Here is a 22637-nt window from a genome sequence, read left to right on the forward strand (position 1 = left end):
CCAGCAGCGCACATCCTTCGGTGACCAGCACCGGCAACAGGATCAGCAGCATGCCGTTGATCCCCACGGCGGCCAGGTCCTGGCGGCCGAGCAACACCAGGCCGATTTGCGCGGCAAAGCCTCCGACGATCGCCAGGGGCCAATCGAGCAACAAGGTCACGGCGGTCATGCCGATGAAGTGGTAGGACACCCCGGTGTCGAAATCCCGGCGCACCAACCACAACATGAACAGTGCGAATACGGTGCCGAACAGCAAGTGCTGGCGTCGGCGGTCGGCAAACAGCTCGACCCACGGCGAACGCAGGAGCGCCCACATCACCACCGGCGCATACAGCAGCCAGCCGATGCTGAGGGTTTCCGGCGCCAACACCGCTGCGCTGATCACGGCTGCACCTGCTCCAGGGCCTCGCGCAGTTCAGCGGCGGAATCGTATTCGTGCTGCGCCACCAGCGTTCCGTGATCCAGTTGCAGCCACAGCACTTTATCCACAGGTGCGGGATAGCGCGGGCTTACACGGGCATCGCGGTCGAGCATGACGCGATAGTTGTAGGCCTGCATCGCCGGCACCGCGAACATCTTCGCGATCAGCCGGGGCATGCGCTGGATATCGGCGAGAAACACCGCATGCCGAGCCTCCAGGTAACCCTTGGGCTGGCCTTGCAGCGCCGCATCGACGATCTTGGCGGCGTCCATGCTGCGCGCTACGAGCAAGGTTTGCGCCTGGTCATCCAGGGTGTAGGCCTGGTCGAACTGATCAAGCAACGTCCAGGGTGCAACGCGCTCACCCACTTCGACGGCGTGGGCCCACACGGGCAAAAGACTCAAGAACAGCACCACAAAACCCTTCACTGCATACTCCTCATGCCACGGGAAACTGTCGAGTGGCCAGTCTACACCGACCTTTTGACGCAGGACTTCCTGCGGTCATCATTTGGACGCTAAGCTGGTGACATGGATGACTCAGATTATTTGCGCCTGCTCACCGTAGCGGCCGAACAAGCCAACGCGTTCCTGTCCAATGCCCGCAAATGGGAGCGTGAGCGTTGGGTCTGCCAGCGCCTGTTGCAAGGCTTGAACGTGCCCTACCGCGCCGAAGAATTCCACGCCGCCGGGCAAGAACCGCCGGACGTGCTGTTTCGCGACGCCAGTTTCGAAGTGTTTTTCGTACTCGATGAAGGCCGGCGCCTGAACGATGAATGGCGCGACGAACTGCTGCGGCGGCGCAGCGCGTTTTCCCTGAGCCAACTGGTTCGGCGAGAAGCAAAGCCCCGGCGCATTCCCGCCCACGAATTCCTGTTGCGCCTGGCGCCCACCCTGCGCAAGAAGGCCCACAACTATAAAGAGCGCGGGATGGACCTGGGGGAGCTGGACCTCATCGCCTTCGCCAGCCTCAAGCGCGAAGTACTGGACCTCAACAGTCACTTCCCTCCTCCCACCGAGTACCTGCGCCAGGGCTGGCGCTCGCTGTCCCTCGTGGGGCCGACCTTCGCCCGCGTACTGTTCGCGCACCCGGACGCACCGGACTTCTTGCGCAACAATCTGGGGCGCAGCATAGTGTTCGATGTGGGCATCAGCCTGTGATCGGGTTGGCGACTATGCTTCAGGCAATGCCGCCAATCACCCGACTGTAACGTGGCGCCCTTCAGCAACGTCTACCTGACGAGGCCTTTATGACCAGCCGCCTGAACCCCGACGACCAACAGCATGTCGAAGAGTACCTGCAACTGTCCCAGAACCAAGTCGAGCGCAAGCCTTTCCGGCCCTGGCTGCTCCTTGCCGTGGTGCTGGTTGCAGTGATCGGCCTGGGTTTGCTGAGCCGCCTTTTGAGTTACCTGACGCTATGAGCTGCCTGGCGCTCGCTCGGGTAACTGCACCGATTTCCTTTAGCCTTGCGAGATATCCCCATGACCCATCGTATTATTATCGTCGGCGGCGGCGCCGGCGGCCTGGAGTTGGCTACCCGCCTGGGTAAGACTCTGGGCAAGCGCGGCATCGCCAGCGTCACCCTGGTGGATGCCAACCTCACCCACATCTGGAAACCCTTGCTCCACGAGGTGGCGGCCGGCTCGCTGAACTCTTCGGAAGACGAACTCAATTATGTTGCCCAAGCAAAATGGAACCACTTCGAGTTCCAGCTGGGGCGCATGAGCGGGCTTGATCGCGAGCAGAAAAAAATCCAGCTGGCCGCCACCCTCGACGAAGAAGGCCGGGAACTGGTGCCCGCGCGCGTGCTGGGCTACGACAGCCTGGTGATCGCCGTCGGCAGCACCACCAATGACTTCGGCACCGAAGGCGCGGCGCAACACTGCCTGTTCCTCGACACCCGCAAGCAGGCTGAGCGTTTCCACCAGCAATTGCTCAATCACTATCTGCGCGCCCATGCCGGGCAGACGGACGTGGTAGAGCAGATCAGCGTCGCCATCGTCGGCGCCGGTGCCACCGGCGTCGAGCTGGCCGCCGAGCTGCATAACGCCGCACATGAACTGGCCGCCTATGGCCTGGACAAGATCAAGCCGGAAAACATGCACATCACCCTGATCGAAGCCGGCCCACGGGTGTTGCCTGCCCTGCCGGAGCGGATCGGCGGGCCTGTGCATAAAACCCTGGAGAAACTCGGGGTGACCGTCCTGACCAACTCCGCCGTCAGTGAAGTGACGGCCGACGCCCTGATCACCAGCAGCGGCCAGGTAATCCCGGCCAGCCTCAAGGTCTGGGCCGCCGGGATTCGCGCGCCGGGTTTCCTCAAGGACATCGACGGCCTGGAAACCAACCGTATCAACCAACTGCAGGTGCTGCCGACCCTGCAAACCACTCGCGACGAAAATATCTTCGCCTTCGGTGATTGCGCCGCTTGCCCGCAACCCGGCACCGATCGCAATGTGCCGCCACGGGCCCAGGCAGCTCACCAGCAGGCATCGTTGCTGGCCAAGTCGCTGAAACTGCGAATCGAGGGCAAGGACCTGCCGTCGTACAAGTACACCGACTACGGCTCGCTGATCTCGCTGTCGCGCTTCTCGGCGGTGGGTAACTTGATGGGCAACCTGACGGGCAGCGTGATGCTGGAAGGCTGGCTGGCGCGGATGTTCTATGTGTCGCTGTATCGCATGCACCAGATGGCGCTGTATGGCTTCTTCCGCACGGCGATGCTGATGCTGGGGAGCAAGATCGGGCGAGGGACCGAGCCGCGCCTGAAACTGCACTGACAGCACGTTCCGGGATAGGACTCGGTGAGTGTGGGAGCGGGCTTGCTCGCGAAAGCGGTGGTTCAGTGCCAGATGCACTGACTGACACACCGCTTTCGCGAGCAAGCCCGCTCCCACATTTGTTTTGTGGTGCGGACAGGATTCCGCGCACAAAAAAAATCCCCGTATCTTTCGATACGAGGATTTTTAATATGGTCGGGGTAAGGGGATTCGAACTCCTGACATCCTGCTCCCAAAGCAGGCGCGCTACCGGACTGCGCTATACCCCGGTAAAAAAAAGGCGACCTCTCAGTCGCCTTCTTCGATCAGCGCTTTTGGCCTCTGATCTTAAGATTCGATTCCAGCGTTAACTGGTCTCAAAAATGGTGGGTCGTGTGGGATTCGAACCTACGACCAATTGGTTAAAAGCCAACTGCTCTACCAACTGAGCTAACGACCCAAATATGGTCGGGGTAAGGGGATTCGAACTCCTGACATCCTGCTCCCAAAGCAGGCGCGCTACCGGACTGCGCTATACCCCGGTTTTGAAATTGGCTCCGTGACCAGGACTCGAACCTGGGACCCAATGATTAACAGTCATTTGCTCTACCGACTGAGCTATCACGGAACTACGTATTTCAAAGTGTTACGTTGTTGCATGTTACCTTCTCTTCGACGCTTCCGTATCGCTACGTTAGTGTCTCTGAGGCGCGCTATTCTACAATCTTAAAAACCCCTGTCAACCCTTTAAATTGCTTTTAAGACAATGATTTGCGCTTCTTTCTGATTTCTCCTTGGGGAGAAGAAACCGTTGGGCTGACGTTGCTGCGGGGCGCACTTTACAAGCCTTTGCCTTACAGTTCAACGCCCTATCGAAAAAAAAGGCCCCGCAATGCGGGGCCTCTTCTTATAGCAGTACCGCTTGGGCTTAGTGGAAGACGATTTCGTCGTTCTCCACCGTCGCCTCGACGCTGGTGCCCGGCATAAAGCTGCCCGACAGGATCAGCTGCGCCAACGGGTTCTCGATCCAGCGCTGGATCGCACGTTTCAACGGCCGTGCGCCATAAACCGGGTCGTAACCAACCGCGATCAGCTTGTCCAACGCCTCGCGGCTCAGCACCAGGGACAACTCGCGCTCCGCCAGACGGCTGCGCAGGCGGCCCAACTGGATCTCGGTAATGCCCGCGATCTGATCCCGCGCCAGAGGCTCGAAGATCACCACTTCATCGACCCGGTTGATGAACTCCGGCCGGAAGTGGCTGGTCAGCGCGTCCATTACCGCTGCACGCTGGGCCTCACGATCACCCACCAGCTCCTGAATCTGTACCGAGCCCAGGTTGGAGGTCATCACGATCACCGTATTGCGGAAGTCCACGGTGCGCCCGTGACTGTCCGTCAGGCGGCCATCTTCCAGCACTTGCAGCAACACGTTGAACACATCCGGGTGGGCCTTCTCGACCTCGTCCAGGAGGATCACCGAGTAAGGCTTGCGCCGTACCGCTTCAGTCAGGTAACCGCCTTCCTCGTACCCTACATAGCCTGGTGGCGCCCCGATCAGGCGAGCCACGGAATGTTTCTCCATGAACTCGGACATATCGATCCGCACCATCGCCTCTTCGGTATCGAAGAGGAATTCAGCCAGGGCCTTGCACAACTCGGTCTTGCCCACGCCGGTCGGGCCGAGGAACATGAACGAGCCGCTCGGACGGTTCGGATCGGACAACCCGGCCCGCGAACGCCGCACCGCGTTGGACACCGCGACCACCGCCTCTTCCTGGCCGATGACGCGCTGGTGCAACAGGCTTTCCATCTTCAGCAGCTTGTCGCGCTCGCCTTCGAGCATTTTCGACACCGGGATACCGGTCCACTTCGAGACGACTTCGGCGATTTCTTCCTCGGTCACCTTACTGCGCAGCAGCTGGTTCTCAGGCTTGCCGTGCTGGTCGACCATCTGCAGGCTACGCTCCAGGTCCGGTATCACCCCGTACTGCAACTCGGCCATGCGGTTCAGGTCGCCTTTACGGCGGGCTGCTTCCAGTTCCTGACGGGACTGCTCGATCTTTTGCTGGATCTGCGCAGAACCCTGCACTTCGGCTTTTTCCGAGGTCCAGATTTCTTCGAGGTCCGAATACTCGCGTTCCAGGCGAACAATTTCTTCCTGGAGTTTTTCCAGGCGTTTCTTCGCCGGCTCGTCTTCTTCTTTCTTCAGGGCCTGGGATTCAACTTTCAGCTGAATCAGGCGCCGATCCAGACGGTCCAGCACTTCGGGCTTCGAATCGATCTCCATCCGAATGCGGCTGGCCGCTTCGTCGATCAAGTCGATGGCCTTGTCCGGCAACTGCCGATCAGTGATGTAGCGATGGCTCAGTTTCGCCGCCGCGATGATCGCACCGTCGGTGATCGCGACTTTATGGTGGACCTCATACCGCTCTTTCAAGCCACGCAGGATCGCGATGGTGTCTTCTTCGCTCGGTTCTTCCACCAATACTTTCTGGAAGCGACGCTCAAGGGCCGCGTCCTTCTCGATGTACTGACGGTATTCGTTCAGCGTGGTCGCACCCACGCAATGCAACTCGCCCCGCGCCAGTGCCGGCTTGAGCATGTTGCCCGCGTCCATCGAGCCTTCACCTTTACCGGCGCCGACCATGGTGTGCAGTTCGTCGATAAACAGAATGATCTGCCCTTCCTGCTTCGACAGTTCGTTCAGCAGGGATTTGAGGCGCTCTTCGAACTCGCCACGGAACTTGGCGCCGGCAATCAGCGACCCCATGTCCAGGGACAGCAGGCGCTTGCCTTTAAGGCCGTCCGGCACTTCACCATTGATGATGCGCTGGGCCAGGCCTTCGGCAATCGCGGTTTTACCCACGCCAGGTTCACCGATCAGCACCGGGTTGTTCTTGGTGCGACGCTGCAGGACCTGGATGGTGCGACGAATTTCGTCGTCACGACCGATCACCGGGTCAAGCTTGCCTTCTTCGGCGCGCTTGGTCAGGTCGACGGTGTATTTGTCCAGCGCCTGGCGGGACTCCTCGTGGTTAGGGTCATTTACCGCCTCGCCGCCGCGCAGGTTGTTGATGGCGTTTTCCAGGGCTTTTTTGCTCACGCCCTGGCCCAGCAACAATTTGCCGAGTTTGCTGTTGTCGTCCATCGCGGCGAGCAGCACCACTTCACTGGAGATGAACTGGTCACCCTTTTGCTGCGCCAGTCGATCCGCCTGGTTAAGCAGACGCGCCAGATCCTGGGACATGTTCACGTCGCCAGTCGGGTTTTGGATTTTCGGCAGTTGGTCGAGCTCTTTGCTCAACTCCTTGCGCAGGCTGTTGACGTCGAAGCCCACCTGCATCAGCAAGGGTTTGATGGAACCGCCTTGCTGCTCCAGGAGCGCTTGCATCAAGTGCGCAGGCTCGATGGCCGGATGATCCAGGCCAACCGCCAGAGATTGGGCGTCAGATAAAGCCAACTGCAATTTGCTGGTTAAACGATCAATACGCATTAGTCACCTTCCTTTTGAGCAGGCCGGAGCTATGAACAAACACATCCTGAATGAAGAAACCTGCCAGATACCCTTATAGATGGGGTGGATTCTGGAAGATTCAAGCGGGCGACCGCTGACTTGCGTCAGGATTGACCCAAGTCAAAGGAGTCTAGCGTTCAAGCCAGACAAGGGAGGCAAACCGACCGGTGCGCGGGCTGCGACGGTAGGAATAGAAGCGGGGATCCGTCACGGTGCACAAGCCGCCACCGTACACGGCAGTGACGCCGCGGGCGGCAAGCCGCAGGCGGGCCAGCTGATAAATGTCGGCCATGAACTTGCCCGGGTTCTGACTGGGCACGAACGCCTCAATCGTTTCCGGAAGTTGCTGCATAAAGGCTTCACGCACTTCCGGGCCGACTTCAAAGGCTTGCGGACCGATGGCCGGCCCCAGCCACACCAGTACGTCGGCAGGCTCGGTATCCAGGCTTTCAACGGTCGCTTCCAATACGCCAGCGGCCAGGCCACGCCAGCCGGCATGGGCTGCCGCGACGCGGGTACCGGCGCGATTGCAAAACAAGGCAGGCAGGCAATCAGCCGTCATCGAAGTGCAGGCGATGCCCGGAGTGCTGGTCCAACTGCCATCGGCTTCGGCAGTCCGGCCGGGATCCGCCTCAACGACAACCACACCGTGAACCTGGCGCAACCAGGCGGGCTGGATATTGAAGGCAGCGCAGAGACGACGGCGATTTTCGAGCACGGCATCGAGGCTGTCCTCGACATGATCGCCGAGATTTAGGCTGTCGAACGGCGCCACGCTGACGCCGCCCGCACGGGTGGTAACGCAGGCTTTCACCCCGGCCGGCGCGGGCCAGTCAGGAATCAGCCAGTCACTCATCCGATAAACGCCTCGCGATCCTGCTTGAGCAGCGACAACAACCAGACAAAATCGTCTGGGAGTGGCGATTCCCAGCTCATCCGTTTACCGCTCGTCGGATGATCCAGCTCCAGGAAGCGTGCATGCAGCGCCTGGCGCGGGAAGGTTTTCAGCGAATCAACCATGGTTGCACTGGCCGCCGGCGGAATGCGGAAGCGGCCACCGTAGGCCGGATCTCCGACCAACGGGAAGTTGATGTGCGCCATGTGCACCCGAATCTGGTGGGTACGACCGGTTTCCAGCTTTACCCGCACGTGAGTGTGGGAGCGGAAACGCTCAAGCACGCGGTAGTGGCTGACGGCTTGCTTGCCGCCTTCCATCACCGCCATGCGCTGGCGCTGCTGGCCGTGGCGGCCGATCGGGGCATTGATTTTGCCACCGGCGGTTACCACGCCGATCACGATGCATTCGTAGATCCGGCTGACGCTGCGGCTCTGCAGTTGTGTGACCAGCTGCGTCTGCGCCTGAATGGTCTTGGCTACCACCATGAGGCCGGTGGTGTCCTTGTCCAGGCGGTGCACGATGCCGCAGCGCGGGACATTGATGATGTCCGGCACGTGGTGCAACAAGGCATTGAGCAGCGTGCCATCAGCGTGCCCGGCGGCCGGGTGAACCACCAGGCCGGCAGGTTTGTTGATCACCAGGATGTCGTCGTCTTCATAGACGATGTCCAGTTCAATGTCCTGGGCGATCCATTCTCCCTGGGCTTCCTGCTCGGCAGTCAGCTCAAGAATCGCACCACCATGGACTATGTCTCGCGGGCGGATAACCGCTCCATCCACAGTCAGGCGGCCGTCTTTGATCCAGGCGGAAAGGCGCGAGCGCGAGTGCTCAGCGAATAATTGTGCGGCGACTTGATCGAGGCGTTGGCCGCCCAATTCGGACGGCACCTCTGCGCGAAGTTCAATTTTATCGGACATGCTCAGACTAGGCGTGGCACAGCCTTTGGTTTCGGCTGCGCGCTTGTGGTTAAATACGGCGTCTTTTGCCCCGAGGCTTTCCAAGGGGCGCTCATCATAACAGGACGGCCCCGCCCAAGACAGCGGCCGTCATAGGGACGCAAGCCGCCATGCAAGTGAAACACCTGCTGCTGATCGCCATCCTCGCCATGACTGCTGCTTGCTCGTCAACAAAGGAAGTCGTCGACGAAAACCTGAGCGAGGTCGAGCTGTACCAACAAGCTCAGACCGACCTGAACAACCACAGCTACACCAGCGCCACGGCAAAACTGAAGGCACTGGAGTCGCGGTATCCGTTCGGGCGTTACGCCGACCAGGCCCAGCTCGAGCTGATCTACGCCAACTACAAGAACGCCGAGCCGGAAGCTGCCAAGTCCGCCGCCGAGCGTTTTATCCGCCTGCACCCGCAGCATCCGAACGTGGACTACGCCTACTACCTCAAGGGCCTGACCTCGTTTGACCAGGACGTTGGCCTGCTGGCGCGCTTCCTGCCGCTGGACATGACCAAGCGTGACCCGGGCGCTGCCCGCGACTCCTACAACGAGTTCGCCCAGCTCACCAGCCGCTACCCCAACAGCCGCTACGCGCCGGACGCCAAGCAGCGCATGATCTACCTGCGCAACCTGCTGGCTTCCTACGAGATCCACGTAGCCGACTACTACCTGACCCGCCAGGCGTATGTCGCTGCCGCCAACCGTGGCCGTTACGTAGTGGAAAACTTCCAGGAAACCCCATCGGTGGGTGACGGCCTGGCCGTGATGACCGAGGCTTACCAGCGCCTGCACCTGGACGCCCTGGCGGCCACCAGCCTGGAAACCCTGAAGCTCAACTACCCGGACCACCCAAGCCTGAAGGACGGCCAGTTCGTACCGCAGGTTGCCGAAGCCGACAACCGTTCGTGGTTGAGCAAGTACACCCTGGGCCTGATCGAGTCCCGTCCACCGCTGCCGCCGGGCGAAACCCGCGCCAACCAGGACATCATCAAGCAATACCAGGACGCCAAGGATTCGATTCCATCGGACCTCAAGCCGCGTGACGAAAACGGCGACATCATCGAAGAGCAAGGGCCTCAAGCCCTGGGCAATAACGAAGATCGCTCGTGGTTCAGCTACATGACTTTCGGTATCTTTGACTGATTGTTCGCCGCGATGCAAAAAGGGAGCTCTTCGGAGCTCCCTTTTTTATTGCGCTGCATAATTGCGCTGTGCGCCCATCACGTCCTTGGCTAAACTGCGGGATTCCTTGTCGAGAAGCTGCCCACCATGGTTCGTCTACTGTTCTGGATCGCCGTTATTGCTGCCGCGGTATGGTTTTGGCGCAAATTCAAAAGTCCGGCCGCCAAACAGCAGCGGCCCAGCGAACAGGGCCCGATCCAGATGGTTCGTTGCGCCCACTGTGGCCTTCACCTGCCACAGGATCGAGCCTTGAGCCTGCGCCAGGAATGGTATTGCACCCAGGCGCATCTGGAGCAAGGGCCGAAATCTATCCAGCGTTGATTCGGCCTGCCGGCGCATACGGGGCCGGATCAATGATCGGCTCATGTCCCAGCAACAAATCGGCAAACAACTGGCAGGACGCCGGCGCCAGCACCAGGCCGTTGCGGTAGTGCCCGCAGTTGAGCCACAGCCCGTCGAAACCTGGCACCTTGCCAATATACGGAATGCCCTCCGGCGAGCCAGGCCGCAAGCCGGCCCAATGCCCCACCACTTCGGCATCGGCCAGGGCCGGAATCAACTCGACGGCAGAGGCTTTCAGGCTTTCCAGTGCAGAGTCGGTGGGCGTCTTGTCGAACCCTTCGTGCTCCAGCGTGCTACCGATCAGAATGTGTCCGTCTCGCCGGGGAATCGCATAACGCCCCTTGGCCAGGACCATGCACGACAAGAAGTCCGACGCACACTTGTACAAAATCATCTGACCCTTGACCGGCTCCACGGGCAACTCCAGCCCCAGGCGGCCCAGCAGCTCACCGCTCCAGGCGCCGGCGGCCAGCACTACCTGATCGCCATGGATCGGCCCGAGCGCCGTATTCACCCCAACAACCTTGCCGCCCTGCTGAATAAACCCATCAACCGCACACTGCTCGTGAATGGTCACGCCCGGCAGGGCCAACAAGGCCGCCTTGAGGGATTTGACCAACCGCGGATTACGCACATTGGCCACATCCGCCATATAGATCGCCTGGGAAAACCCGGCACCCAGCACCGGCACAGCGTCATGGGCAGCTGAAACATCCACCTTGCTCAGCGGGCGCCCTTCGCGGGCTGCCCAGGCAAGCGCCTCGGTTTCATCATCCAGGTCCAGCCAATACAGGCCGGTGGTGTGAACTTCCGGGTCAATGCCAGTAGCCGCGAACAGACGCTCTGCCAGTTGCGGGTAAAAATCCTGGGACCAGTGCGCCAGGGCCGTCACGGCCGGGCTGTAGCGCCACGGGTAGAGCGGGGAGACAATGCCGCCGCCGGCCCAGGAAGACTCCTGACCGACCGCCGAACGATCCAGCAACACAACCGCTTGCCCTTGGGTCGCCAGGTTGAACGCCGTCAACAACCCGATTACCCCACCACCCACAACCACTACTTGCTGTTGCTTAGCCATTGTTCGATCCAGCCGATAAAAAGAAAAAGGCACGCCCGGCGCCCAATCGTCCAGCTTCCTCATCATTGCCCCCAGCACGCCTTGCGCGTCATATCAGGCGCGGCTCCCGGGTTGCTTCGCGCACCGGTACTGCTCAGGCTGAAGGCGGCACAGGGATCGCCCGCCATCACCGAGTCAATTGCCGGCGTGGCAAGCAGAACGAAATCCTGAGGGTTCAATGCAGGGGTGATTCTATAGCGATCATTGCCGGCGATGACGCCAGTTGCATCAATAAAAGTGCCGTTCCTCGCGTAATAGCGCTCAAGGTACTGTGCCTGCTCACTCAGCAACCCGGCAATTTCCGCGCGATAGACCTTTTTCATATGGCTGAGATACCCGGGATAGGCGACGCCCGCCAGGAGTCCGACGATCGCCACGGCGATCAGTAATTCGATCAGGGTGAAGCCTGTGCAATCCTTGCCCATCGTGCTGCTCACCTATTGAAGTTGTCGCCACATGATTCGTCGAAAACGCTCGCCGGGCCCGCTGCCCACACGGGCATACACAGACTCCAGGACGGAGCGTGAGTGCCCACTGACGCCCACTGATGTCACGCGATAGACCGTGGCCTGGGCCTCTGCCGGGAGCTGAGCCAAACCCGTTCCCGGCCCCAGGTTTTGAATACCGTAGACGCCATCTTTCATCCCTATCCAGGTCACAGTCGATACGGGATTCGTCCCCGGCCCCACTACCGAAACCGATTCGGCAGGTGGCGCGCACGCAGCCGTCGAGTGGCAAGGGCGCAGGGCGAAACTTGACGCCTGCACCAAAGACTCGCCAAGCCTGAGGCCGCTTTCGGCCTGCTGAAACGACTGGTTGCGCTGCCGAAGGCTGCCGGTAATTTTTTCTTGCGAGATTGCTCCCTGCATCGAAGACACTCCGAGGAGTGCCAACAGCAGCAGGAATACCAGGCTGATCAGCAAAACCATGCCTGCCTGCCTCGAACGGGAGAGGTAATAACCCATGGGCACGCTACTCCAGGCGATTACGTAGTGCCGCGACCACGCTGTAGGCCTGGTCTTTCACCAACCCATTTGGATCCTGAAGTGTCAGCAGAATCCGCACGCTGCGGATGAGCGACTCATCGCCGGGGTTGGGGTCATATCGGCTGACAACCGTTGAGCCTGGCTTCTCGGCCACGCCGAAACTGATATCGAATGCCCCCACGTTATCCACCAGCACCGCTTTGCTCGGGGCCGCCAGCGTGCTGAACTTCAGCTGCCCGCCCTCAAAGGTGTAGGTCAGCTTGCGCAGTGGGAAGTGGATTTGCCCGGGCGTCGCTGCCGGCGGGCTTCCAACATAGGCGTGGGCAGAGCCGGTGCAATCGGAAAGCACCGTCCAGTCCGGCTTGCTGCCACCCTCCCCGACGTCGGCGGTCACCAGCGTCAGGGACCGGGAACTGCCGGTGGTACTCCATCCAATGGGACGATCAAAACCTGCGGGAGCGTTGCTGATTGATGCAGCGGACAAGCAGCCAAACATGCCCGCCTGGCGTATTTCCTGTATCAGCTTGCCAAGGGCGAACCGTGCATCATCCTGCAACAGCGAAGCCGCACTCTGGCTGGCATAAGTGGTTCGGGAGCTGAGTGCAATCTGGGTCACCCCCAGGATCAACATCAGGCCGAGGGCCAATGCCAGCAGCATCTCTACCAGGCTGAAACCGCACACTGGACCTCTCATGGCAACACCCTCGGGTCGACTGCAACCCGGCTGGTCAGGGTGAATGTTTCCCGGGTGCCTTGAGCCTTCGCTCCACGGGAGTCGTCCCAACTGATGCTGATGGTCACCTCTCGCTGATTGACCGCAACCGACCCCTTGGCGCTTTCCCCGGCAAACCCGACGATATTCGCTTCAAAGTCGTGCAGGTCCAGATCACGCACACTCGCGACCGAGGTGCTGGAGGGCGCGCGTTCACCCTGGCCCCAGGCGTAATCAGCACCCGAATTGGCGCGGATCCGGTCGAGCATGTCGTAGGCAATGAAACTGGCCTGACTGGTCATCCTGGAACTGTCGGTGTATTTCAATGCATTGAGCTGAATGACTGCCGCCCCTAGCAGGCCGACAGCGAGGATCAGCACAGATACCAGAACCTCGATCAGGGTCATTCCGGCCTGGGTCAGTTGCGGGTGGGGCGTTACGGGGAAAGCGTTCATTACCATCGCCATCCATGTCGAAGGTCATCAGAAAGCAGCGCAAACCTGCTGTGCGACGCAAGACTAGCGCCGGTATTGCCTGAGCGCTGCCCCCCGGAACAAAGCGAAATACTTTGGACAGAATGGCCACCATTCGACCCGCCGGACTGGGCGCTATAACTATGTCTGCCATCCGGCACCGACTGAAAAGCACACCGCGTCCACGGAGGGACGGCACATGAAACAACGAGGTTTCTCGCTGATTGAGCTGGTTCTGGGCCTGTTCCTGAGCGGCATCCTGGCCAATCTGGCAGTGCCGAGTCTCAAGGGGCTGCTTGAATCGCAACGTCGCCAGAGCGCCGCCGAATCCCTTGCCGGCGGACTGCGTTATGCCCGTACAGAAGCCATCGCACGCAATCGCACGGTGGTTATCCATGCATTGGACGATGACTGGAGCCGGGGTTGGAGGGTGATACTGGACCTGAACGGTCGCGGCCATCTGGACGACAAAAACCCGGTGCTGCTGGAGCGCCAGGACAGTGGGCAGATACCGATTGTGGGGAATACGCCGGTGAGAACCCAGATACGCTTCAGCAGCCTGGGCGAACCGCTGCTGTCAGCAGGGGCATTCAGCGCCGGCACCGTCCACGTGTGTGCGACGGACCAGCAACTGAGCCTGTATCAAATAGTGCTGGCCGCCAGCGGGCGTATCAGCCTGCGCAGTAACAAGACCGAGCAGGCTTTGTGCCGGGGCTATGCCGGCACTCTGGGCCTCAGAGCAGCGAACGAACCCGCAGCTCCTTGGGCATGGAGAAAGTGATGTTCTCTTCACGGCCAGCCAGTTCATCAGCGCCCGTGGCGCCCCAGGCCTGCAGTTGCTGAATAACGCCACGCACCAGGACTTCCGGGGCCGACGCCCCGGCAGTGATGCCAATGCGTTCGACACCGTCGAACCAGCTGCGCTGCATGTCTTCGGCACCATCGATCAGGTAGGCCGGGGTGGCCATGCGCTCGGCCAGTTCGCGCAGGCGGTTGGAGTTGGAGCTGTTGGGGCTCCCCACCACCAGCACAACATCGCATTCGTCGGCCAATTGCTTGACCGCATCCTGGCGGTTCTGGGTGGCGTAGCAGATGTCATCCTTGCGTGGACCGCCGATGGCCGGGAAGCGCGAGCGCAAGGCATCGATGACGCGGCTGGTGTCGTCCATGGACAAGGTGGTCTGGGTAACGAAAGCCAGCTTTTCAGGGTTGTGCACCTGCAATGCAGCGACGTCTTTTTCGTCTTCCACCAGGTAGATCGCACCACCATTGCTGCCATCGTACTGGCCCATGGTGCCTTCGACTTCCGGGTGACCGGCGTGGCCGATCAGGATGCATTCACGACCATCACGGCTGTAGCGCGCGACCTCGATGTGCACCTTGGTCACCAGCGGGCAGGTGGCGTCGAACACTTTCAGGCCACGGCCTGCTGCTTCGGTGCGTACCGCCTGGGAAACGCCGTGAGCGCTGAAGATGACGATAACGTCGTCCGGCACCTGGTCCAGTTCTTCAACGAAGATGGCCCCGCGGCTGCGCAGGTCTTCGACCACAAACTTGTTGTGGACGACTTCATGGCGCACGTAAATCGGCGGCCCGAAAACTTCCAGGGCGCGGTTGACGATTTCAATCGCCCGGTCCACGCCGGCGCAGAAGCCACGGGGGTTGGCGAGTTTGATTTGCATGCTGTGCCTCGTGTCTTGCCCTGTAGGATCGAGCTTGTGTGGCGAGGGCGCTTGCTCCCGCTGGGCTGCGAAGCAGCCCCAACAAGCTCGCCCCTGCAGTAGGCCGATTTCGTTAGTTACAGCGCTTTAACGTCGATGATTTCAACATCAAAGGTCAAGGTTTTCCCGGCCAACGGGTGGTTGAAGTCGATGGTCACTTGCGCGTCATCAAAGGCTTTCACCACACCCGGCAGCTCGGTATTCGCCGCATCGTTGAAGATCACCAGCAAGCCTTCCGACAGCTCCATGTCCTGGAACTGCGAACGCGGGATGATCTGCACGTTTTGCGGGTTGGGCTGGCCAAAGGCGTTTTCCGGCAGGATCTGCAGGTTGCGCTTGTCGCCGGCCTTGAAACCGAACAGTGCCGCTTCGAAACCCGGCAGCAGGTTGCCGTCGCCGACCTTGAAGGTCGCCGGGGCCTTGTCGAACGTGCTGTCGACCGTGTCGCCATTCTCCAGGCGCAATGCGAAATGCAAGGTGACTTCCGTGTTCTGGCCAATGCGTTGCTCAGCCAATACCTGTTCAGTCATGAACGGTCTCTCCGGTTTTCTTGCTTTTGAACATATCCAACGCCAGCATGATTGCACCGACGGTGATGGCGCTGTCGGCAAAGTTGAACGCCGGGAAGTACCAGCGGTTCTGCCAATGCACCAGAATAAAGTCGATCACATGGCCCAGGGCAATGCGGTCGTACAGGTTGCCCAATGCGCCACCCAGCACCAGCGCCAACGCAACGGCCAGCCAGGTGTCGTTACGCCCCAGGCGCTTGAGCCAGACTACCAGCACGGCACTGACCACCACGGCGATCAGGGCAAACAGCCAGCGCTGCCAGCCGGAGCTGTCAGCCAGGAAGCTGAACGCAGCGCCGGTGTTGTAGGCCAGGGTCCAGCTGAAGTAGTCGGGAATCACCACGATCTGCTGGTACATCTCCAGGGCGCCTTCGAAGTGAGCCTTGCTGAGCTGGTCAATGACCAGCACCAGCACGCTCAACACGAGCAAGCCCAGGCGTCCAAAACGACTGGCTTCAGGCATAGTGACGAACCTCGCCAGCGCCAGAGATGTTGTCGACACAGCGACCGCAGATTTCCGGATGCTCGGGGTTCACGCCGACATCTTCACGGCAGTGCCAGCAACGGGCGCACTTGGCGAAGGACGACTTGACCACCTTGAGCTTGAGACCCGGGACTTCGGTCGCGACTGCGTCTGCAGGCGCCTGGGCAAACGGCGCCAGGCTGGCGGTCGAGGTGATCAGGACGAAGCGCAGTTCGTTGCTCAGCTTGGCCAGGTCGGCAGTCAGGCCTTCTTCGGCAAACAGCGTGACTTCGGCCTGCAGGTTGCCGCCAACGGCCTTCGCCGCGCGCTGCACTTCCAGCTCCTTGTTCACGGCAACCTTGACGGCCATTACGCCTTCCCAGTACTCGCGGCCCAGCTCGAAGTCGGCCGGCAATTCGGTCAGGCCTTCGTACCAGGTGTTGAGCATCACGGACTCGTTCCGCTCGCCCGGCAGGTATTCCCACAGTTCGTCGGCGGTGAATGCCAGGATCGGGGCGATCCAGCGCACCAGCGCTTCAGAGATGTGGTACAGCGCGGTCTGCGCCGAACGGCGGGCCTTGCTGTTGGCGCCGGTGGTGTACTGGCGGTCCTTGATGATGTCGAGGTAGAAACCACCCAGCTCCTGCACGCAGAAGTTGTGGATCTTCGAGTAGACGTTCCAGAAGCGGTATTCGCCGTAGTGCTCTTGCAGCTCGCGCTGCAGCAACAGGGTACGGTCCACGGCCCAACGGTCCAGGGCGAGCATTTCCTCGGCCGGCAGGATGTCGGTGGCCGGGTTGAAACCGGTCAGGTTCGACAGCATGAAGCGTGCGGTATTACGGATCCGGCGGTAGGCATCGGCGCTGCGCTGCAGGATCTGCTCGGAAACGGCCATCTCGCCCGAGTAATCGGTAGAGGCAACCCACAGGCGCATGATGTCGGCGCCCAGGGTGTCGTTGACCTTTTGCGGCGCGATCACGTTGCCCAAGGACTTGGACATCTTGCGACCGTTCTCGTCGACGGTGAAACCGTGGGTCAGCAGCTCGCGGTACGGGGCGTGATCGTCGATCGCGCAACCGGTCAGCAACGAGGAGTGGAACCAGCCACGGTGTTGGTCCGAACCTTCCAGGTACAGGTCGGCACGCGGGCCGGTCTCGTGGCCCATCGGGTGCGAGCCGCGCAGTACGTGCCAGTGGGTGGTACCCGAGTCGAACCAGACGTCGAGGGTGTCGCTGATCTTGTCGTACAGCGGCGCTTCGTCGCCCAGCAACTCGGCGGCGTCCAGCTTGAACCAGGCTTCGATGCCCTCTTGTTCAACGCGCTGGGCAACCTCTTCCATCAGCTCGACGGTACGTGGGTGCAACTCGCCGCTTTCCTTGTTCAGGAAGAACGGAATCGGCACGCCCCAGTTGCGCTGGCGGGAGATGCACCAGTCCGGACGGTTGGCGATCATCGAGTGCAGGCGCGCCTGGCCCCAGGCCGGAACGAACTTGGTGTCTTCGATCGCCTTGATCGCACGCTTGCGCAGGGTTTCGCCGCGGGTAGGCTCCTTGTCCATGCCGATAAACCACTGCGCAGTGGCGCGGTAGATCAGCGGGGTCTTGTGACGCCAGCAGTGCATATAGCTGTGGGTGATGGTTTCGGTGTGCAGCAGCGCACCGACTTCCGCCAGCTTGTCGACGATCGCCGGGTTGGCCTTGAAGATGAACTGGCCACCGAAGAATTCCAGGGACGGCACGTACACGCCGTTGCTTTGCACGGGATTGATGATGTCGTCGTTGACCAGGCCGTACTGCTTGCAGATCACGAAGTCGTCAACGCCATAGGCAGGCGAACAGTGAACCACGCCGGTGCCGGCGCCCAGCTCAACGTACTCGGCCAGGTAGATTGGCGACAGGCGGTCGTAGAACGGGTGACGGAAGTTGATCAGTTCCAGCGCGGACCCGGTAGTGGTCGCGATCACCGAGCCTTGCAGGTTATAGCGGGCCAGGCACGCCTCCACCAGCTCTTCAGCCAGCACCAGCAGTTTGTCACCGACGTCCACCAGGGCGTAGGTGAATTCCGGGTGCACGTTCAGCGCCTGGTTGGCCGGGATGGTCCACGGGGTGGTGGTCCAGATCACGATGGAGGCTGGCTTGGCCAGGCTCGCCAGACCGAAGGCTTGCGCCAGTTTGGCTTCGTCGGCGATCGGGAAGGCCACGTCGATGGTCGAGGACTTCTTGTCTTCGTACTCGACTTCGGCTTCAGCCAGGGCCGAGCCGCAATCAAAGCACCAGTTCACGGGCTTGAGGCCCTTGAACACGAAACCGCCCTTGACGATTTCGGCCAAGGCGCGGATTTCACCGGCCTCGTTCTTGAAGTTCATGGTCTTGTACGGGTTGGCCCAGTCGCCCAACACCCCCAGGCGGATGAATTCGGACTTCTGCCCTTCGATCTGCTCGGTGGCGTAGGCACGGCACAGTTCGCGGGTTTTATCCGCGCCCAGGTTCTTGCCGTAGGTCACTTCGACCTTGTGTTCAATCGGCAGGCCGTGGCAGTCCCAGCCCGGGACATAAGGCGCGTCGAAACCCGAAAGGGTTTTCGAGCGGATGATCATGTCCTTGAGAATCTTGTTCAGCGCATGACCGATGTGAATCGTGCCGTTGGCATAAGGAGGGCCGTCGTGCAGGACGAATTTCGGACGATCCTTGCCAATCTCGCGCAACTTTCCGTACAGGCCAATACTGTCCCAGCGCTGCAGGATCTGCGGTTCGCGCTGTGGCAGGCCGGCCTTCATTGGGAAGGCGGTGTCCGGAAGGTTTAGCGTGGCTTTATAGTCGGTCATTTAAGGCTCTTCATTAGCGATGGGCGCTAGGTGCGGCTAGTGCACGGGCGGCGGCGACATCCGCATTGATCGCCGTTTTCAACGCCTCCAGGGAGGCGAAACGCTGCTCTTCACGCAGCTTTTGGTGGAAAGCCACCGTCAAACGCCGGTCATACAAATCACCGGCAAAATCCAAAAGGTGAACTTCCAGGTGGGCTTTGCCATCACCTGCAACCGTGGGCCTGACGCCTATGTTGGCGACTCCGGGCCACGATTGGCCGTCGATGTCGACACTCACCAGGTAAACCCCGGTCAGTGGCACACGACGGCGCTTGAGCTGCACGTTGGCGGTTGGCGTGCCCAGTTGGCGCGCCAGCTTCTGGCCGTGCAGCACCCGCCCGGCAATCCGGAACGGGCGACCGAGCAAACGCTCGGCCGAGGCGAAGTCGGCAGCGGCCAGGGCGTTACGCACCTGGGTACTGCTCACGCGCAGGCCGTCCAGTTCGACGGTTTGCGCGGCTTCGACGGTAAAACCCTGGGTGACGCCGGCCTGCTGCAGGAAATCGAAATCCCCTACCCGGTCGCAACCGAAACGGAAGTCGTCGCCGACCTCCAGATGCTGCACGCCGAGGCCGTCCACCAGGATACGGTCGACGAACTCGGCGGCGCTGAGGCTGCGCAAGCGCTGGTTGAAAGCCAGGCAGAGGACGCGGTCCACACCTTCTTCAGCCAGCAGTTGCAGCTTGTCCCGCAGGCGGGCCAGACGCGCCGGCGCCGTCTGCGGGGTAAAGAATTCTCGCGGCTGTGGTTCAAAAATCACCACGCAGCTGGGCACGCCCAACTCAACCGCACGCTCACGCAGGCGGGCCAGGATAGCCTGGTGGCCACGGTGAACACCGTCAAAGTTGCCAATAGTGGCGACGCAGCCCCGATGCTGGGGGCGCAGGTTGTGGAGACCTCGAACCAGCTGCATAACGCGCTTCTTGCTCATAAAGTGGTCGATTATAACCACACCCGGCCCCGGACGACAGGCAACAGCGCAGGCCATTTGCGCGAATCGATAAAACAACCGTCTTATCGACGAAAAGTCTCTAGCTCAGCGACTTGCGATTGAAATCCCGCAAGCGGAAGCCCATCAGCAGCAACATGCCGAAGTACACCAGCACACCAGCCGCCACCAACGCTCCCAGGCGCATGAAGCGCTCGAGCATATGGCCCTGCTCCCAGGCCGGCATGAAGTGCATCAGGCCCAGCAGTACCGCTGCCATCGTCCCCACTGCCACCACCAACTTGAGCGCAAACAAGCCCCAGCCCGCCTGAGGCTGGAACATTTTCTGTTTACGCAGCTGATAAAACAGCAGCCCGGCGTTGATGCAGGCCCCCACACTGATCGCCAGCGCCAGCCCGGCATGCTTCAGCGGACCGATGAACGCCAGGTTGAGCAGTTGGGTAACCACCAGGGTGAAGATCGCGATCTTTACCGGGGTACGGATGTTTTGTTGAGCATAAAAGCCGGGGGCCAGCACCTTGATCACGATAATGCCCAGCAGGCCGACGGAATAGGCGATCAGCGCACGCTGGGTCATCGAGGCGTCAAACGCAGTGAACTGGCCGTACTGGAACAGCGCGACCGTCAGTGGCTCGGCGAGCAACCCCAGGGCCACGGCACACGGCAGCACCAGCACGAAGCACAGGCGCAGGCCCCAGTCGAGAATCCGCGAATATTCGTGGCGGTCTTTGCTGGCATAGGTGCGCGACAGCGTTGGCAGCAGGATGGTGCCGAGTGCCACGCCGAGCACGCCGGACGGCAATTCCATCAGACGGTCGGCGTAGTACATCCACGACACCGAACCCGAGACCAGCAGCGAGGCGAAGGCGGTGTTGATGATCAGGGAAATCTGGCTGACGGAAACCCCGAGGATGGCCGGCAGCATGTTGCGCATCACCCGCCAGACGCCGGTGTCCTTGAGATTCAAACGCGGCAGCACGAGCATGCCGATTTTCTTCAGGTGCGGCAGCTGGTACAGCAGTTGTGCCAGGCCACCAGCCAGGACCGCCCAGCCGAGGGCCATCACAGGCGGATCGAAATACGGTGTCAGGAACAGCGCAAAAATAATCATGCTGACGTTAAGCAGGGTCGGCACGAAGGCCGGCACCGAGAAACGGTTCCAGGTATTGAGGATCGCCCCGGCCAGGGACGACAGGGAAATCAGCAATATATAAGGAAAGGTCACCCGCAACAGATCAGTGGTCAGGGCGAATTTTTCCGGTGTATTGGCAAAACCGGGGGCCGTGGCCCAGATCACCCAGGGCGCGGCGAGCATCCCGGCGATCGTCACCAGCGTCAGCACCAACGTCAGCAAACCCGAAACATAGGCAATAAAGGTGCGGGTCGCCTCCTCGCCTTGCTGGGCCTTGTACTCCGCCAGAATCGGCACGAATGCCTGGGAAAAAGCCCCCTCGGCGAAGATCCGCCGCAGCAGGTTGGGCAGTTTAAAGGCAATGAAGAAGGCATCCGTGGCCATGCTGGCGCCAAAAATACGCGCCAGCAACGTGTCACGCACAAACCCCAGAACCCGGGAAATCATAGTGATAGAGCTGACAGCGGCCAACGATTTGAGCAGATTCATTGAAAGAGTTTTTGCCTATAGATAAAGAGCAGGCGAACAAACGGCCCACATATGCGATACTCCGCGCCTGCAACAAGCACAGAGCCAAAGCTCGCGAGTTTACAGGTCAAGCGCCGGAAATAAATCACCCGCCTCTTAAGATCGACCACTCAGCAGTTCGCATCACACGCCCTTGACAAGACTTCAACTCATCGGCATGATTCGCGGCCTATTTTGTTTGCTATTTCCTAAAAAGTCTTTCGAGGAGCTCGACGGTGGCCAACACACCTTCCGCCAAAAAACGTGCAAAACAGGCTGAGAAGCGTCGCAGCCACAACGCCAGCCTGCGTTCCATGGTTCGTACCTACATCAAGAATGTAGTTAAAGCCATTGACGCAAAAGACGCTGAAAAAGCTCAAGCTGCTTACGTTCTGGCCGTGCCAGTTATCGACCGTATGGCCGATAAAGGCATCATCCACAAGAACAAAGCTGCTCGCCATAAAGGTCGTCTGAATGGCCACATCAAGGCTCTGAACCTTGCTGCTGCAGCCTAAGCGATAAGCTTGTTAAAAAACCGACCCCAGGGTCGGTTTTTTATTGCCTGCGATTTGGGAAAGCCAAAAAAAGAGCCGGCATGCCGGCTCTACTTCAGATTTATTGCGCTGTGGGCCACGGCAAGATCGGAATCGCCGTCACCGCATTCTGCGGGCTGCCTTCGATCAAGCGGTCACTGTAGACCAGATACACCAGGGTATTGCGCTTCTTGTCGAGGAAACGCACCACCTGCATGGTCTTGAACACCAACGACGTGCGCTCCTTGAACACCTCATCCCCATCCTTCAGCTCGCCCTTGAAGCGAATCGCGCCCACCTGGCGACAGGCAATCGACGCCTCGGCGCGATCCTCCGCCAGACCCAACCCACCCTTTACCCCGCCCGTCTTGGCGCGAGACAGGTAGCAGGTCACGCCATCCACCTTCGGGTCATCAAAGGCCTCGACCACGATCCGGTCATTGGGGCCGACAAACTTGAACACTGTCGACACCTGGCCAATCTCTTCGGCTGACGCCAGCAACGGCATCGCCAGCAGCAAACCGAGCAATCCCTTCATTACGCGCATC

At 60.5% G+C, this 22637-nt stretch carries 24 protein-coding genes and 4 tRNA genes; 7 read left to right on the forward strand and 21 right to left on the reverse strand.

The window, feature by feature from the left end:
* On the reverse strand, positions 1–385 hold a 385-nt coding region (locus JV201_RS30000; protein WP_257903269.1), incomplete at its 3' end, for an energy-coupling factor ABC transporter permease.
* Positions 382–849, reverse strand: coding sequence for an FAD/FMN-containing dehydrogenase (locus tag JV201_RS25205; RefSeq protein WP_177008712.1), 468 nt, complete (start codon positions 847–849; stop codon positions 382–384). The genes JV201_RS30000 and JV201_RS25205, both read right to left, overlap by 4 nt.
* 102 nt (positions 850–951) lie before the next feature.
* Here JV201_RS25205 and JV201_RS25210 point away from each other — a divergent pair, with 102 nt between their 5' ends.
* The 3 genes from JV201_RS25210 (at position 952) to JV201_RS25220 (ending at position 3203) form a co-directional block, all read left to right on the forward strand.
* On the forward strand, positions 952–1581 hold the full coding sequence (locus tag JV201_RS25210) for a DUF1780 domain-containing protein (RefSeq protein ID WP_008437312.1): 630 nt from the start codon (positions 952–954) through the stop codon (positions 1579–1581).
* Between the two features lie 89 nt (positions 1582–1670).
* Positions 1671–1844: a DUF3094 family protein gene (locus JV201_RS25215; RefSeq protein WP_010174986.1), complete on the forward strand. Its 174-nt coding sequence runs from the start codon at positions 1671–1673 to the stop codon at positions 1842–1844.
* A 60-nt stretch (positions 1845–1904) separates the two neighbouring features.
* A complete protein-coding gene (locus JV201_RS25220) occupies positions 1905–3203 on the forward strand; it encodes an NAD(P)/FAD-dependent oxidoreductase (RefSeq protein ID WP_003215906.1) in 1299 nt (432 codons plus the stop codon).
* A 192-nt stretch (positions 3204–3395) separates the two neighbouring features.
* Here the strand turns inward: JV201_RS25220 and JV201_RS25225 are convergent.
* From JV201_RS25225 to rluD, 7 genes are all read right to left on the reverse strand, one after another.
* A tRNA-Pro gene (locus tag JV201_RS25225) sits at positions 3396–3472 on the reverse strand.
* Positions 3473–3566: 94 nt separating this feature from the next.
* Positions 3567–3642 (reverse strand) — tRNA-Lys (locus JV201_RS25230).
* A 5-nt stretch (positions 3643–3647) separates the two neighbouring features.
* A tRNA-Pro gene (locus JV201_RS25235) sits at positions 3648–3724 on the reverse strand.
* A 10-nt stretch (positions 3725–3734) separates the two neighbouring features.
* Positions 3735–3810: transfer RNA gene (locus JV201_RS25240), tRNA-Asn, on the reverse strand.
* 300 nt (positions 3811–4110) lie between these two features.
* Positions 4111–6675 (reverse strand): ATP-dependent chaperone ClpB, encoded by a 2565-nt coding sequence (gene clpB, locus JV201_RS25245; protein ID WP_003215904.1) that lies wholly within the window; start codon positions 6673–6675, stop codon positions 4111–4113.
* 151 nt (positions 6676–6826) lie between these two features.
* Positions 6827–7552, reverse strand: a complete 726-nt coding sequence (gene pgeF, locus JV201_RS25250) for a peptidoglycan editing factor PgeF (RefSeq protein ID WP_008432852.1) — start codon at positions 7550–7552, stop codon at positions 6827–6829.
* Complete coding sequence (gene rluD, locus JV201_RS25255) at positions 7549–8511, reverse strand: 23S rRNA pseudouridine(1911/1915/1917) synthase RluD (RefSeq protein WP_003215899.1); 963 nt, start codon at positions 8509–8511, stop codon at positions 7549–7551. Before rluD ends, pgeF begins: the two co-directional genes overlap by 4 nt.
* Positions 8512–8660: 149 nt before the next feature.
* On the opposite strand from rluD, the gene JV201_RS25260 reads away from it, so the two are divergent.
* Both JV201_RS25260 and JV201_RS25265 read left to right on the forward strand, forming a co-directional pair.
* The gene (locus JV201_RS25260; RefSeq protein WP_102369923.1) at positions 8661–9686 is read left to right on the forward strand and encodes an outer membrane protein assembly factor BamD; all 1026 of its coding nucleotides are present in this window, start codon (positions 8661–8663) and stop codon (positions 9684–9686) included.
* Positions 9687–9812: 126 nt separating this feature from the next.
* Positions 9813–10046: a PP0621 family protein gene (locus JV201_RS25265; protein WP_026078011.1), complete on the forward strand. Its 234-nt coding sequence runs from the start codon at positions 9813–9815 to the stop codon at positions 10044–10046.
* Here JV201_RS25265 and thiO read toward each other — a convergent pair.
* The 5 genes from thiO to pilV all read right to left on the reverse strand — a co-directional run bounded on the left by thiO (position 10033) and on the right by pilV (position 13334).
* Positions 10033–11142: a glycine oxidase ThiO gene (thiO, locus tag JV201_RS25270; protein WP_003215894.1), complete on the reverse strand. Its 1110-nt coding sequence runs from the start codon at positions 11140–11142 to the stop codon at positions 10033–10035. The two genes, JV201_RS25265 and thiO, sit on opposite strands and share 14 nt — an antisense overlap.
* A gap of 62 nt (positions 11143–11204) precedes the next feature.
* Positions 11205–11606 (reverse strand): type IV pilin protein, encoded by a 402-nt coding sequence (locus JV201_RS25275; RefSeq protein ID WP_003215892.1) that lies wholly within the window; start codon positions 11604–11606, stop codon positions 11205–11207.
* Positions 11607–11618: 12 nt separating this feature from the next.
* Positions 11619–12146 (reverse strand): PilX N-terminal domain-containing pilus assembly protein, encoded by a 528-nt coding sequence (locus tag JV201_RS25280; RefSeq protein ID WP_177049786.1) that lies wholly within the window; start codon positions 12144–12146, stop codon positions 11619–11621.
* A gap of 7 nt (positions 12147–12153) precedes the next feature.
* On the reverse strand, positions 12154–12861 hold the full coding sequence (locus JV201_RS25285) for a PilW family protein (protein WP_134327338.1): 708 nt from the start codon (positions 12859–12861) through the stop codon (positions 12154–12156).
* The gene (gene pilV, locus JV201_RS25290) at positions 12858–13334 is read right to left on the reverse strand and encodes a type IV pilus modification protein PilV (RefSeq protein WP_219406164.1); all 477 of its coding nucleotides are present in this window, start codon (positions 13332–13334) and stop codon (positions 12858–12860) included. Before pilV ends, JV201_RS25285 begins: the two co-directional genes overlap by 4 nt.
* Positions 13335–13551: 217 nt before the next feature.
* Between pilV and JV201_RS25295 the strand changes: the two genes are divergently transcribed.
* The gene (locus JV201_RS25295) at positions 13552–14133 is read left to right on the forward strand and encodes a GspH/FimT family pseudopilin (RefSeq protein ID WP_102605973.1); all 582 of its coding nucleotides are present in this window, start codon (positions 13552–13554) and stop codon (positions 14131–14133) included.
* Here the strand turns inward: JV201_RS25295 and ispH are convergent.
* From ispH to murJ, 6 genes are all read right to left on the reverse strand, one after another.
* On the reverse strand, positions 14087–15034 hold the full coding sequence (gene ispH, locus JV201_RS25300) for a 4-hydroxy-3-methylbut-2-enyl diphosphate reductase (protein ID WP_003215881.1): 948 nt from the start codon (positions 15032–15034) through the stop codon (positions 14087–14089). The two genes, JV201_RS25295 and ispH, sit on opposite strands and share 47 nt — an antisense overlap.
* A gap of 116 nt (positions 15035–15150) precedes the next feature.
* Positions 15151–15588, reverse strand: a complete 438-nt coding sequence (gene fkpB, locus JV201_RS25305) for an FKBP-type peptidyl-prolyl cis-trans isomerase (protein WP_003215879.1) — start codon at positions 15586–15588, stop codon at positions 15151–15153.
* 7 nt (positions 15589–15595) lie between these two features.
* The gene (lspA, locus tag JV201_RS25310; RefSeq protein ID WP_003215877.1) at positions 15596–16105 is read right to left on the reverse strand and encodes a signal peptidase II; all 510 of its coding nucleotides are present in this window, start codon (positions 16103–16105) and stop codon (positions 15596–15598) included.
* The gene (gene ileS / locus JV201_RS25315) at positions 16098–18929 is read right to left on the reverse strand and encodes an isoleucine--tRNA ligase (protein WP_087695246.1); all 2832 of its coding nucleotides are present in this window, start codon (positions 18927–18929) and stop codon (positions 16098–16100) included. Before ileS ends, lspA begins: the two co-directional genes overlap by 8 nt.
* 13 nt (positions 18930–18942) lie before the next feature.
* Positions 18943–19881 carry a bifunctional riboflavin kinase/FAD synthetase gene (ribF, locus tag JV201_RS25320; protein ID WP_219406165.1) on the reverse strand — a complete coding sequence of 313 codons (939 nt, stop codon included), beginning with the start codon at positions 19879–19881 and terminating at the stop codon, positions 18943–18945.
* A 118-nt stretch (positions 19882–19999) separates the two neighbouring features.
* Complete coding sequence (murJ, locus tag JV201_RS25325; protein WP_003215872.1) at positions 20000–21538, reverse strand: murein biosynthesis integral membrane protein MurJ; 1539 nt, start codon at positions 21536–21538, stop codon at positions 20000–20002.
* A gap of 254 nt (positions 21539–21792) precedes the next feature.
* On the opposite strand from murJ, the gene rpsT reads away from it, so the two are divergent.
* Positions 21793–22071: a 30S ribosomal protein S20 gene (gene rpsT / locus JV201_RS25330; protein WP_003215870.1), complete on the forward strand. Its 279-nt coding sequence runs from the start codon at positions 21793–21795 to the stop codon at positions 22069–22071.
* A gap of 100 nt (positions 22072–22171) precedes the next feature.
* Here rpsT and JV201_RS25335 read toward each other — a convergent pair whose 3' ends face one another.
* Positions 22172–22636, reverse strand: a complete 465-nt coding sequence (locus JV201_RS25335) for a CreA family protein (RefSeq protein ID WP_008432835.1) — start codon at positions 22634–22636, stop codon at positions 22172–22174.
* Position 22637 lies beyond the last annotated feature (1 nt).

Origin of the sequence: Pseudomonas sp. Colony2 (genome assembly GCF_019382755.1) — a bacterium.
Classification (GTDB): Bacteria; Pseudomonadota; Gammaproteobacteria; order Pseudomonadales; family Pseudomonadaceae; genus Aquipseudomonas.